The 12,324-nt window shown below is 62.1% G+C and carries 10 protein-coding genes; 7 read left to right on the forward strand and 3 right to left on the reverse strand.

Features of this window, described 5'->3' with window-relative positions; all coding sequences use genetic code 11:
• The first annotated feature begins 126 nt into the window (after positions 1-126).
• Both betC and NCT03_RS15545 read left to right on the forward strand, forming a co-directional pair.
• Entirely contained in the window at positions 127-1,662 is a 1,536-nt protein-coding gene (gene betC, locus NCT03_RS15540; protein WP_250493050.1) for a choline-sulfatase, read from the forward strand.
• 42 nt (positions 1,663-1,704) lie between these two features.
• The gene (locus NCT03_RS15545; RefSeq protein ID WP_250493051.1) at positions 1,705-2,652 is read left to right on the forward strand and encodes a choline ABC transporter substrate-binding protein; all 948 of its coding nucleotides are present in this window, start codon (positions 1,705-1,707) and stop codon (positions 2,650-2,652) included.
• Between the two features lie 10 nt (positions 2,653-2,662).
• On the opposite strand, the gene NCT03_RS15550 is transcribed toward NCT03_RS15545, so the two are convergent.
• Complete coding sequence (locus NCT03_RS15550) at positions 2,663-3,979, reverse strand: glycosyltransferase family protein (RefSeq protein WP_250493052.1); 1,317 nt, start codon at positions 3,977-3,979, stop codon at positions 2,663-2,665.
• A gap of 322 nt (positions 3,980-4,301) precedes the next feature.
• On the opposite strand from NCT03_RS15550, the gene NCT03_RS15555 reads away from it, so the two are divergent.
• The gene (locus NCT03_RS15555; RefSeq protein ID WP_250493053.1) at positions 4,302-5,486 is read left to right on the forward strand and encodes a porin; all 1,185 of its coding nucleotides are present in this window, start codon (positions 4,302-4,304) and stop codon (positions 5,484-5,486) included.
• 12 nt (positions 5,487-5,498) lie between these two features.
• On the opposite strand, the gene NCT03_RS15560 is transcribed toward NCT03_RS15555, so the two are convergent.
• Complete coding sequence (locus tag NCT03_RS15560) at positions 5,499-6,464, reverse strand: GlxA family transcriptional regulator (RefSeq protein ID WP_250493054.1); 966 nt, start codon at positions 6,462-6,464, stop codon at positions 5,499-5,501.
• 222 nt (positions 6,465-6,686) lie between these two features.
• Here NCT03_RS15560 and NCT03_RS15565 point away from each other — a divergent pair, with 222 nt between their 5' ends.
• Genes NCT03_RS15565 through NCT03_RS15580 form a run of 4 tightly spaced genes read left to right on the forward strand, consistent with a single transcriptional unit; the run spans position 6,687 to position 10,079 of the window.
• Positions 6,687-7,646, forward strand: coding sequence for a choline ABC transporter substrate-binding protein (locus tag NCT03_RS15565; protein ID WP_250493055.1), 960 nt, complete (start codon positions 6,687-6,689; stop codon positions 7,644-7,646).
• Between the two features lie 23 nt (positions 7,647-7,669).
• On the forward strand, positions 7,670-8,599 hold the full coding sequence (gene cdhC, locus NCT03_RS15570; RefSeq protein WP_250493056.1) for a 3-dehydrocarnitine:acetyl-CoA trimethylamine transferase CdhC: 930 nt from the start codon (positions 7,670-7,672) through the stop codon (positions 8,597-8,599).
• Between the two features lie 30 nt (positions 8,600-8,629).
• Positions 8,630-9,577 carry an L-carnitine dehydrogenase gene (locus tag NCT03_RS15575; protein ID WP_250493057.1) on the forward strand — a complete coding sequence of 316 codons (948 nt, stop codon included), beginning with the start codon at positions 8,630-8,632 and terminating at the stop codon, positions 9,575-9,577.
• A 13-nt stretch (positions 9,578-9,590) separates the two neighbouring features.
• Positions 9,591-10,079, forward strand: a complete 489-nt coding sequence (locus tag NCT03_RS15580; RefSeq protein WP_250493058.1) for a thioesterase family protein — start codon at positions 9,591-9,593, stop codon at positions 10,077-10,079.
• On the opposite strand, the gene NCT03_RS15585 is transcribed toward NCT03_RS15580, so the two are convergent.
• Entirely contained in the window at positions 10,019-12,193 is a 2,175-nt protein-coding gene (locus NCT03_RS15585; RefSeq protein WP_502800376.1) for a heavy metal translocating P-type ATPase, read from the reverse strand. The two genes, NCT03_RS15580 and NCT03_RS15585, sit on opposite strands and share 61 nt — an antisense overlap.
• Positions 12,194-12,324 lie beyond the last annotated feature (131 nt).

The following is a 12,324-nucleotide window of genomic DNA, read 5'->3' on the forward strand; positions in this document are numbered from 1 at the left end:
TCCCCCTTATGGGCGCATAACGATTTGCTCTCTTCACAGCGGCCATTTGAACGGCAATAGTCACATGAAGCGAACCTGCATCGCCATGCGCGTGTCCGCTGTCGATTCTATTCGAGGTATGCATTCATGCTTGAGACAAAACAAAATATCCTTATTCTCATGGCCGATCAGCTCACGCCGTTCGTGCTTGCGGCATACGGCAACGGAGTGACGAAGACGCCGTGCATCGACGCGCTCGCGCGTGAAGGCGTGGTGTTCGAATCGGCCTACTGCGCGAGTCCGCTCTGCGCGCCGTCACGCTTTTCGTTGCTCGCGGGTAAGCTGCCTTCGCAAATCGGCGCTTATGACAACGCGGCCGAGTTCCCTTCGGAGACGCTCACGTTCGCGCACTACTTGCGTGCCGAGGGATATCGCACGATTCTTTCCGGCAAGATGCATTTCTGCGGCGCGGACCAGTTGCACGGCTTCGAGGAGCGGCTGACGACCGACATCTATCCCGCCGATTTCGGCTGGACGCCCGACTGGGAGAATTTCGAGGCGCGTCCCTCGTGGTATCACAACATGAGTTCCGTGATCGACGCAGGTCCGTGCGTGCGCACGAATCAACTCGACTTCGACGACGAAGTGACCTTCACCACGCGTCAGAAGCTGTTCGATATCGCGCGCGAGCGCAATGCGGGCAAAGACGTACGACCGTTCATGATGGTCGCGTCGCTGACGCATCCGCATGACCCGTATGCCATTCCGAAAAGATACTGGGACCTGTATGGCGATGACGACATCGACATGCCTTCGTATCGCGATTCGCTCGAAGCCAGCGACCCGCATTCGCAGCGCCTGCGTCATGTCTGCGAGACGGATCGCACGCCGCCAACCGAGAGACAGATTCGCAATGCTCGCCGTGCGTATTACGGCGCGGTGTCGTACGTGGACGATCAATTCGCATCGATACTCGAAGCGCTGGAACAGGCGGGTCTCGCAAATGACACAACCATCGTCGTGACGTCGGATCACGGCGAGATGCTCGGCGAGCGCGGCCTCTGGTACAAGATGACGTTTTTCGAGGGCGGCTGCCGTGTGCCCTTGATCGTGTTTGCGCCGAAGCGTTTCGATGCGCATCGCGTGAGCGCTTCGGTATCGCATCTCGATGTGTTGCCCACGCTCGTCGAACTTGCGCGCGGCGATGCGCCGTCAGCGTGGCCGGATAGCATCGATGGGCAAAGCCTCGTGCCGCATCTCGCGGGCGCGGACGGCCATGACGAAGCCATCGGCGAGTTCCTCGCGGAAGGTGCAATCGCGCCTATCGTGATGATCCGGCGGGGGCGCTACAAGTTCATCCATACGAGTGTCGATCCCGATCAACTCTACGATGTCGCCGCCGATCCCCTCGAACGCAATAACCTCGCGAGCGATGCGCGGCACGCGTCGCAGGTCACCGCGTTCCGCGATGAGATCGCGCGACGCTGGGACCTGGAAGCGCTGCATCGCGATGTGCTCATGAGTCAGCGCCGCCGCCATTTCCATTTCGCCGCGACCACGCAAGGTGCGATCCAGTCATGGGACTGGCAGCCGCATGTCGATGCGAGCCAGCGCTACATGCGCAATCACATCGACCTCGATACGCTCGAAGCCATGGCGCGCTTTCCAGCGGTCGAGCGCTAGTCCCGCGCTAGTCACCAGCAACTCCAACGACAGGAACGCCCCATGAAAAAGCCCTTGTTTCATGCGCTCATTGTTGCCGCGCTCGTCGCCGTGGTCTCGCCCACATTCGCCGCCGATCCCTCGACCTGCACGCAGGTGCGCATGGCAGGTCCGGGATGGACCGACATCGACGCCACCAATGCGATGAGCGGCGTCATTCTGAAAGCGCTCGGCTACAGGCAGAACGTGGCGAACCTGTCTGTGCCGATCACGTATCAAGGCCTCAAGAAAGGCCAGATCGACGTGTTCCTTGGCAACTGGATGCCGGCGCAGGCGCCGCTCGTGAAGCCGTTCATCGACGACAAATCGGTGCAGGTGGTGCGCGCCAATCTATCCAACGCGAAGTTCACGCTGGCCGTGCCCGACTATGTCGCCGCAGCCGGCGTGCATTCGTTCGCCGATCTCGCGAAGAACGCCGACAAGTTCGATGACCGCGTCTACGGTATCGAGCCGGGCGCGCCCGCGAATCAGAACATCAAACGCATGATCGACGACAAAGCCTTTGGGCTGGGCGGATGGAAGCTCGTGGAATCGAGCGAGACGGGCATGCTCACGCAAGTGGATCGCGCGGTGCGGGACAAGAAGTGGATCGTGTTTCTGGGCTGGGAGCCGCATCTCATGAACACCAAGTTCAAGCTCGCCTACCTCGATGGCGGGGATCTATACTTCGGCCCGAACTTCGGCGGCGCGACGGTCAACACGGTGGCGCGTAACGGCTACGAGCAGCAATGCCCGAACGTCGGCCGCCTGTTCAAGCAGATGGCGTTCGACGTAGATCTGGAAAACGGCGTGATAGCCGACGTGCTGGAGAAGAAGACGCGTGTCGATACAGCCGCCACGGACGCATTGAAACGGCATCCGGAACTGCTGAAGACGTGGCTCGATGGTGTGACGACTGCGAGCGGCGGGAACGGCCTGGAAGCCGTTCAGACCGCGCTCGGGGTGAAGTGATCGAAAACGATCAGTTGAGTTGCAAGCTGACGCGTTCCTGCTGCGACATCAGCATGGCGCGCATGGGCGACTGGATGGCGAGGAAGTGGACCATCAGGCTGGAAGGCTGCTGAAAATACCACGGCGTATTGATGCCGATGCAGTCCAGTCCGTCCTCGAGCGCCCAGTCGAGACGTTCGCGCAAGAGGTTTGCAATGATCGTCTGATCGCCGCCGTTCGCATACGTGCTCGACTTGTCGGGCGCGGCGCTCACGGCGCGATAGATCTCTTCGACGAACTCGACATTGTGGTCCGTGCGTTTGAAACCGAGCACGCCTGCATTGATGATCCAAGGACCGATGTCGTGCGCGGCGAGAAGATCGCGATTCGCGAAGAGCGGTTCGAGCGGCTTGGATTGATCGACGAAAAGAATGTCGGCATCGACCCACATGACCCATTCGTGATGCGGCAGATATTTGCGCAGGAACCACGGCTTGAGCCAGGTGCCCGTCGTGCCTGGTTCCACCTCGGCGGGCGTATCGCGATAGACGTAGAGCGTGTAGCCGTGACGCTCGCAATAACGCTTGAAGTTCAATTCGGCGATTGCGCCGTACTCGCGCACGTTAGCCGTGTAGTAGGTCACGAGCGCGATGGGCTGGCCGGGGTTGTAGACGCTGAAGGGTTCGGCGGGCACATTCGCATGGGCTGAAAAATCGAGCAGGCGCGCGCCTTTTTGCTGGCAATCGTTGATGTGCTCGGCGAGCGCGTTGCGAAAGCTCGGATGAATGTAGCCGTACATCTTCTCTTCGTCCATCACGATGGTCCACAGATTCGGATACGTAGCCCAGACAGGCGTGAAGCGTGGATTGCAGAACATGGCGCACGTGACACCACCGCGCTCGCCCATCGGTTCGATGACGTCGAGCGGGGCGAGCAAGGTTTCTTCGTCATCGGTTGCGCCGCCGATCTTGCATTCGCCGATGCAACGAACGATGAAGTTGCGAATGTCCTTCGTGTTACGCCAGACCTGCACGGCGGCCTGATGACTGCCCGTGTTGCCGTTGAGCGAAGGAAGCAGATGTTGCCTTCCTTCGGCCATGGGTTCGACGGGATACATGTTCAGCACGAGGCAGTCTTCGCTGAAGCAGACGAGCAAAGCCATTTCAGGCATCTGCCGCAAGTGATGCAGCACGAGTTCGTACTTGAGAAGCGTTCGTTGGGCTTTGCCCTGCATACCCGCCATGGAAACAGCGGTGTGCTCATAGCCCATGCGAGAGCTGTAGTGCTTGTGATTGGCAAGAACGTGAGGGGCGTCGACGTGGAAGATGCTCAGGCAGCGAGTGGTCATGTTCGATCAGTGGTTGATGCAGATGTTGCGATGTAGCGCTTTTTTACAGATTCAGAAGTATGGGTAGGAGCAGAGGAATCCGATATCGGGCATGTCCGAAATAGAAGGGCTGCAAATGAGCGCGAGTCGCAACTGGACATGTTTGCGTCGCACCGGGTCGAGCCGTGGCTTATATGTGGCCTTACTTTTACGACGTTGGCGCACGCACGCCGATGCATCGAAATGCAGCGTTTCAGCGGCAGTCTTTAGCACTTTCAGCAGGACACGACGAACGATCAGCAACCTTCAACGACACGACAACCCACAAGAAGAGGAGCAGCAGATGAGAAGAGGACATGCCGCACGAAGCGTTTCGAGACTCGCCCGCGGCCGTCGTTCCAGTCTTGCGGGACTCGCGCTCGCGGCGAGCGCGGCAGGCGCGCCGGCCCTATCGCACGCGCAGAGCAGCGTGACGCTCTACGGCATTCTCGACGCAGGCATCACCTATGTGAACAACACCGGTGGCTCGCATGTCGTGAAGTTCGACGATGGCGTGTCCTACGGCAACCGCATCGGCTTTCGTGGCGTGGAAGATTTGGGCGGCGGACTGCAGGCGATCTTCGCGCTGGAATCGGGCTTCCGCCTCGGGACCGGGCGCTATGCATTCGGCGGCGCGGAGTTTGGACGGCAAGCCTATGTGGGCCTCAAGAACCCGTGGGGGCAAATCTCGTTCGGTAATCAGCTAGATATGACCGAGGAGATGGTCTACCTCTACAACATCTCGGCATGGGGAAGCGGCTATGCCATCCACCAGGGCGACTTCGACCGGATGAACGGCGACCGCTTGCCGAACTCGGTCAAGTTCCTCTCGAACAATATCGCGGGCTTCACCTTCGGCGGCATGTATTCGTTCGGCAATAACGCGGGCGACTTTCATCGCAACAGCGCGTGGAGCGTGGGCGCGCACTATGCGGCCAACACCTTTAACGTGGGCGCGGCCTATACGCAACTGAACAACCCGTTCGGCATTTACGCGTTCGATCCCTACGCGATGATCGGCGCGCGCACGTTCTTGGGCCAGCCGACGGTATCGGTCGATCCGGCCACGGGCGCAGTCACGGACCTCTACAGCACGAACTCGTTTCCCGTCGATAAACAAGGCGCCTTTGCAGTCGGCGGCGCGTGGACGCTCGGCGACCTGATGCTCTCGGGCAACTTCACGTACACGACCATCAAGGGCCTCGGCGTGACCTCGCATATGCAAGTCTACGAAGGCGGCGCGTCGTATTCGTTCAGGCCGGATCTCGCGCTTTACGGCGGTTATCAGCACACGCGCTTCGAAGGCAATCACTGGAACCAGGGTTCGCTCGGACTGCACTATCTGCTTTCGAAGCGTACCGACGTCTATGTTTCCGGCGATTATCTGCGTGCGTCGGGTCCGATTGATGCCGTAATCGGTTATAGCTTCACGCCGTCGACTTCGAATACGCAGTCGGATGTGCGCATCGGCATGCGGCACTCGTTCTAGGCGAGACGAAGATCATGCGGCGGCAGGCACGGCGCGCAACGCGCTGCGGTCCTGCCGCGGACTTGCATTGAAGCGCGCGCGATACGTCCGCGAAAAGTGCGACGGCGATTCGAACCCGCACGCGACACACACGGCGAGTATCGACATATCGGTTTGCTGCAGTAGTTCGCGTGCGCGCGTGAGACGCAGCCCGAGATAAAAATGCGTCGGCGTGTCCTTTAGCGCGGTGCAGAACAGGCGTTCGAGCTGACGTCGCGTGACGCCGATGGATTGCGCGAGCTCATCGGGCGAGAGCGGCTCTTCCATATGCTGCTCCATCACGCCGATCACCTGAATCAACTTGCGATTGTGAATGCCATAGCGCGCCGCGATCTTCATGCGCTGATGGTCCGAGCGCTGCCTGATGCGCCCCAGCACGAACTGCTCCGACACTTGCGCCGCGAGTTCCGCGCCATGATCGCGCGCGATCAGGTCCAGCATGAGGTCGATGGACGCAGTGCCGCCCGCGCACGTAATGCGCCGCGTATCGATCTCGAACAACTCCTGGCTCGTTTCTATCGCGGGATAGCGCTCGGCGAAGGCCGCCGCCGCTTCCCAGTGCAACGTCGCGCGCTTGTCCGCGAGCAGGCCGGCTTCGGCGAGTATGAAGCTGCCCGTATCGATGCCGCCAAGCGTCGCGCCCGCGCGATCCAGCCGCTTCAACCACTCGCCGATGCCGCGTGTATAGCGCGCGAGCGGCTCGAATCCCGATACGACGAACACGGTATCCGCATGTGTCACGCTGTCGAACGCGCTTTCCGCATTCAGCGAGATGCCGTTGCTCGCGGCCACCGGCCCGCCATCGGGCGACAGGATATGCCAGCGATACAACTCGCCGCTGAAGCGATTTGCAACCCGCAAGGGCTCGATCGCCGACATGAAGCCAATGGACGAGAACTCGGGCAGCAGCAGGAAGTGGAAGTCTTGGGGAACGGGCATCGAATGGCGTGTGGCGCTTTGGACGAACGCTCCACGCTAGCAAGCACAAAAAGCCCGCGCAATCCGGCGTGGCCCGTATTCGCAGGCCTTTCTTCTAGCACGTCGCATGCGGTCAAGTCGCGGTCGCAAGCGGTCGTTCGTTCGCCTTTATGCGGCGTTACTTTTGATGCACGCCGGCACGACGAACCGGCATCCAATGAACCCTCACCGGAACAGCACGCCATGAGACATCGCCTGGTTTCGAAACTGCTCCTGACTGGCGCCTGTGCCGCGACCGCACTGACTCACGGCGCCTTCGCGCTTGCCGCCGATGATGCGAGCTGCCGCAACGTGCGCTTCGTGGATATCGGCTGGACGGACATCACGTCGACGACCGCGCTCGCTTCCGTCGTCTTCGAAGGGCTCGGTTATGCGCCGAAGACCACGGTCGCCTCCGTGCCCATTTCGCTCGCGGGTCTGAAGAGCAAGCAGATCGACGTGTCGCTCGGCTACTGGTGGCCGGTGCAGGAAAAGGCGGTCGAGCCGTTCCTCGAATCGAAGAGCATTCAGAAGCTCGATCCGCCGAATCTCTCTGGCGCGAAGGCCACGCTTGCCGTGCCGAGCTATGCGTATGACGCGGGCATCAAGTCGTTCGCGGATATCGCCAAGCATCGCGATGAGCTCGACGGCAAGATCTACGGCATCGAACCGGGCAGCAGCGCAAACGCCAAGATTCAGAGGATGATCGACACGAATCAGTTCGGGCTCGGCGGATTCAAGCTCGTGCAATCGAGCGAGGCGGGCATGCTGGTGACGGTGGAACGCGCCATTCGCGACAAGAAGCCGGTCGTGTTTCTTGGCTGGGAGCCTCATCCCATGAACATTCAGATGAAGATCAACTATCTCGCTGGCGGCGATGAAGTCTTCGGCCCCAACTATGGCGAAGCGCGCGTTTACACGCTCACGAATACCGACTTCCTCACACGCTGCCCGAACGCCGGCAAGTTCGTATCGAACCTCAAGTTCAATACCGATCTCGAAAACCGTCTCATGGAACCGGTGATGAACAAGGAACGCCCCGCCGAAGCGGCAAAGGCGTATCTCAAGAAGAATCCGCAGGTGCTCGATTCATGGCTTGCGGGCGTGAAGACCGTCGATGGCAAGGATGGTCTGCCAGCGGTGAAGCAATACCTCGGACTTTGAACTGAATAAGGACAAGCGCCACCATGAACCATGACGTGATCGTGACCTGCGCGGTAACGGGAGCAGGCGACACAACGGCCAGACATCCGGCAATACCCGTCACGCCCAGGCAGATTGCCGAAGCGGCTATCGAGGCCGCGCGTGCGGGCGCGACCGTGGCGCATTGCCATGTGCGCGATCCGCAAACCGGGCGCGGCAGCCGCGACCCGGCGCTGTATCGCGAAGTGGTGGATCGCATTCGTTCATCGGATGTCGATGTCATCATCAACTTGACGGCGGGCATGGGCGGCGATCTGGAAATCGGCGCGGGCGAAGAGCCGATGCGCTTCGGCAAGGGCACCGATCTCGTCGGCGGTCTCACGCGTCTTGCGCATGTCGAGGAACTGCTTCCGGAAATCTGCACGCTCGATTGCGGCACCCTCAATTTCGGCGATGGCGACTACATCTACGTCTCGACGCCCGCGCAACTCCGAGCCGGGGCAAAGCGCATCCAGCAGCTTGGCGTGAAGCCGGAACTCGAGATTTTCGATACCGGTCATCTCTGGTTCGCGAATCAGTTGCTGAAGGAAGGCCTGCTCGATGCGCCGCCGCTTTTTCAGCTTTGCATGGGCATTCCTTGGGGCGCGCCGCCCGACATGGGCACCATGAAGGCCATGGTCGATAACCTGCCGCCTGGCGCGCATTGGGCGGGCTTCGGTATCGGCCGCATGCAGATGCCGATGGTCGCGCAAGCCATGCTACTCGGCGGTCATGTGCGCGTGGGTCTCGAAGACAATCTGTGGCTCGATCGCGGCGTGCATGCGAGCAACGGTTCGCTCGTGCAGCGCGCGGTGGAGATCATCGAACGTCTTGGCGGACGCGCGCTCACGCCGGCGGAAGGGCGTCGCAAGCTCGGTTTGCCGGCGCGCGGCGAACGCTTGCTGGAGCGTCGCGCGCTCGGGCAGTTGGCATAGGTTCAGGATCACTACATTCGGATGGACGATATGCAAGTCAGGCAATTCGCCGCGCTCGGCGCGGGTGTGATCGGCAGCGGCTGGGTGGCGCGCGCGCTTGCGCATGGGCTAGATGTCACCGCGTGGGACCCGGCGCCTGGCGCTCAAGCGCAGTTACGCGCGAACGTCGCCAATGCGTGGCCGGCGCTGGAACGCGTGGGACTGGCGAAAGGCGCGTCGCAGGATCGCCTGCGCGTGGTGGAAACTGTCGAGGAGTGCGTCGCCGATGCGGATTTCATTCAGGAGAGCGCGCCCGAACGCGAGGAACTGAAGCTCGCGCTGCACGAACGCGTGAGCCGCGCGGCGAAGGCCGATGCGATTATCGCGTCATCCACTTCGGGCCTTCTGCCCAGCGATTTTTACGCACGCGCCGTACATCCCGAGCGCTGCGTGGTCGGGCATCCGTTCAATCCGGTTTATCTTTTGCCGCTCGTCGAAGTGCTTGGCGGCGAGTTGACTTCCGGCGATGCGATCGATACCGCGATGAGCTTCTATGCATCCATCGGCATGAGGCCGCTTCGCGTGCAGAAGGAAGTGCCGGGCTTTATCGCGGACAGATTGCTCGAAGCGTTGTGGCGCGAGGCGTTGCATCTGGTGAACGAAGGCGTGGCGACGACCGGCGAGATCGACGATGCAATTCGGTACGGCGCGGGCATTCGCTGGTCGTTCATGGGCACGTTCCTGACCTATACGCTGGCGGGCGGCGAAGCGGGCATGCGACACTTCATGCAGCAATTCGGCCCCGCGCTCGAATTGCCATGGACGAAGCTCGTCGCGCCGACGCTCACCGATGAACTCATCGACCGCGTGGTGGACGGCACGTCGCGGCAGACGAACGGACGCGGCATCAAGGAACTGGAGAGGTATCGCGACGACTGCATCACGAGCGTGATCGAGGCGATTGCGCAGGCGAAGGCACGGCACGGTATCGAAGACTAACGGGGCGAGATTCATGAGCACGATTTATCGCGACACCGTGAAGGCCGAATGGGTCGATTACAACGGCCATCTGCGTGACGCGTACTACATGCTGATCTTTAGCCTCGCGACCGATGCGTTCATGGACGGCATCGGTCTGGACGACGCGGGCAGGCGCGCGCGGCAGCGCACGCTCTACACGCTCGAAGCCCATGTGAGCTATCTGCGCGAGATCAAGGAAGGCGCGGCGGTGCGAGTGGACGCGTGGGTCGTCGCGCGCGACAAGAAGCGCGTGCATCTTTATCTGGAGATGTTCGAAGCGGACGAGGCGGAGCCGGTATCGGCGTGCGAGCAGATGATGATGCACATCGATTCGAGCGGCGCGCCGAAGTCGGCTTCGTTCGATGAAGACGTGGCGCGAAGTATCGATATGCACGCGGTGATTGCCGCGTGCGATGCGCGTTATGCGGGGCGGGTGATTGGTTTGCCCGCGCGTTCCGCTGGCAGCTCGGTTCCCGCCTGAGCACGCCAGCGCCGCAACAACAACGCGTTCGCCACCACGCTCACGCTCGAAAACGCCATCGCCGCGCCGGCGAACATTGGGTCAAGCATGCCGAATGCGGCAAGCGGAATGCCGATCAGGTTGTACACAAACGCCCAGAAAAGATTCTGCTGAATCTTGCGATACGTCCGGCGCGAAATGTCGATGGCATCCGCCACGAGCGCCGGGTCGCCACGCATGAGCGTGATGCCCGCCGCTTCGATCGCCACGTCCGTGCCGCTGCCCATCGCGATGCCGACATCGGCGGCGGCGAGCGCGGGTGCGTCGTTGATGCCGTCGCCCGCCATCGCCACGATGCCGTGGTTCGATGCCTTCAATTCCGCGATCACGCGCGCCTTGTCCGCGGGCAAGGTCTGCGAGAAAACCAGCGCCGACGGAATGCCCAGCGCGCGCGCAACCGCCTGCGCGCTACCCGCGTTATCGCCCGTAACGAGCGCGGCCTTCACGCCCAGTTGCGCGAGTCTTTCGATGGCGGACCGCGCCGTCGGCTTGATCGTGTCGCCGAACGCGAGCAGGGCGAGGACGGTCGCCTTGCCGTCAGCGCGGTCCAAGAGCCATGACACCGTGTTGCCCTGCGCTTCGAGGTTGCGCGCCTCGACGGCAAGCGCTTCGGGCACGGCCGCATGCAATTCCTCGACCCAGCGCGCACTGCCTATCGCCACGTTGCGCGCGCCGATGAAAGCCTCCGCGCCGCGTCCGGCAATTGCTTTCGCCGACGTCGCCTCGTATCGCGCAATGTCCGGCGTGCTATCGGCGAAACCGACTACCGCTTTCGCCAATGGATGCTCGCTCATTCTTTGCACCGCCGCCGCCAGCGCGAGTGCTTCCGCGCGCTCGAATCCCGGCGCGGCTTCGAACGCGACGAGACTCGGTTGGCCGGCCGTCAGCGTGCCGGTCTTATCGAACGCAACGACGCTAATGGCATGCGCCTGTTCCAACGCCTCCGCGTCCTTGATCAGGATGCCGTGACGCGCCGCGACGCCCGTGCCGGCCATGATGGCGGTCGGCGTGGCGAGGCCGAGCGCGCACGGGCAGGCGATCACGAGCACGGCGACCGCGTTGAGCCAGGCGGTCTCGGCATCCGCGCCATGCAGAAGCCAGCCCGCCAGCGTGATGAGCGCAATTACCAGAATTGCCGGTACGAAAACGGCGGACACGCGATCGACCAGGCGCTGGATCGGCGCTTTTTCCGCTTGCGCCGATTCGACCAGCCGGATGATCCGCGCGAGCGTCGTTTCCGCGCCAATGGCCGTCGTTTCGATCGCGATCACGCCTTCGCCGTTGATCGATCCGCCCGTCGCGCGCGCGCCCGGCTCTTTCGCAACCGGCAGACTCTCGCCCGTGATCAGCGATTCGTCGACATGCGTGCGTCCCTCGCGCACGATGCCATCCACCGGCACGCGCTCGCCCGGCCGCACGATGGCGATGTCGCCCACGCGCACATCGGCGAGCGCAATCTCGCTTTCATGCGAAGGATCGGCGCGATCGCGCACGCGCGCCGTGGTCGGACGCAGCGCGTTAAGGGCGCGGATGGCGTCGGTGGTCTGGCGTTTGGCGCGCGTCTCCAGCCATTTGCCAAAGCGCACCAGCGTGATGACGACCGCCGATGCCTCGAAGAACAGATGCATCGGCATGCCGCCGTGCGCGAACATCTGATAGACACTCAGCGCCCACGCCGCCGATGTCCCCAGCGCCACGAGCAAATCCATGTTGCCCGCGAACGCCCGCAGCGCCCGATAACCGCCGACGTAGAAACGCGCGCCGAAGCCAAACTGGACGATGCTCGCGAGCGCCAGTTGCAGCCACGGCGAGAGCGCTGCGCCGAACATCGGCGCAAGCAAGGGCAGCGTGACGAGCGCGCTCGCGACCACCGCGACGAGTTCGGCATCGAGCGCTTGCGGCGTTTTCGCATCGACACGCGGCGCGTCGGGCTCGACCTTCGCCGCTTCGTAACCGGCTTTCGTAATGGCCGCGACCAGTTGTTGGTCGGTGACGGCATCGTTCGTATGGACGGTGGCTTTTTCGGTCGCGAGATTCACGGCGACCGATTCCACGCCCGGCACGCGTCCGAGCATTTTCTCGACGCGCGCGACGCACGACGCGCACGTCATGCCGCTCACGGCGAATACCGCGGTTCTGGTTTGATTGACTGGTGCCGATGACATGATGAAACGCTCCTTCTGGCCACGCATGAAGCCAGTATCGA

Source organism: Caballeronia sp. GAWG1-1, assembly GCF_023631465.1.
GTDB lineage: Bacteria > Pseudomonadota > Gammaproteobacteria > Burkholderiales > Burkholderiaceae > Caballeronia.

Excerpts from the sequence above, each read along its gene's own strand:
- betC (WP_250493050.1), top strand. The coding sequence starts at position 127 with ATGCTTGAGACAAAACAAAATATCCTTATTCTCATGGCCGATCAGCTC.
- NCT03_RS15580 (WP_250493058.1), top strand. The coding sequence starts at position 9,591 with ATGAGCACGATTTATCGCGACACCGTGAAGGCCGAATGGGTCGATTAC.
- NCT03_RS15565 (WP_250493055.1), top strand. The coding sequence starts at position 6,687 with ATGAGACATCGCCTGGTTTCGAAACTGCTCCTGACTGGCGCCTGTGCC.
- NCT03_RS15585 (WP_502800376.1), bottom strand. The coding sequence starts at position 12,193 with ATGCTCGGACGCGTGCCGGGCGTGGAATCGGTCGCCGTGAATCTCGCG.
- NCT03_RS15545 (WP_250493051.1), top strand. The coding sequence starts at position 1,705 with ATGAAAAAGCCCTTGTTTCATGCGCTCATTGTTGCCGCGCTCGTCGCC.
- NCT03_RS15550 (WP_250493052.1), bottom strand. The coding sequence starts at position 3,979 with ATGACCACTCGCTGCCTGAGCATCTTCCACGTCGACGCCCCTCACGTT.
- NCT03_RS15575 (WP_250493057.1), top strand. The coding sequence starts at position 8,630 with ATGCAAGTCAGGCAATTCGCCGCGCTCGGCGCGGGTGTGATCGGCAGC.
- cdhC (WP_250493056.1), top strand. The coding sequence starts at position 7,670 with ATGAACCATGACGTGATCGTGACCTGCGCGGTAACGGGAGCAGGCGAC.
- NCT03_RS15560 (WP_250493054.1), bottom strand. The coding sequence starts at position 6,464 with ATGCCCGTTCCCCAAGACTTCCACTTCCTGCTGCTGCCCGAGTTCTCG.
- NCT03_RS15555 (WP_250493053.1), top strand. The coding sequence starts at position 4,302 with ATGAGAAGAGGACATGCCGCACGAAGCGTTTCGAGACTCGCCCGCGGC.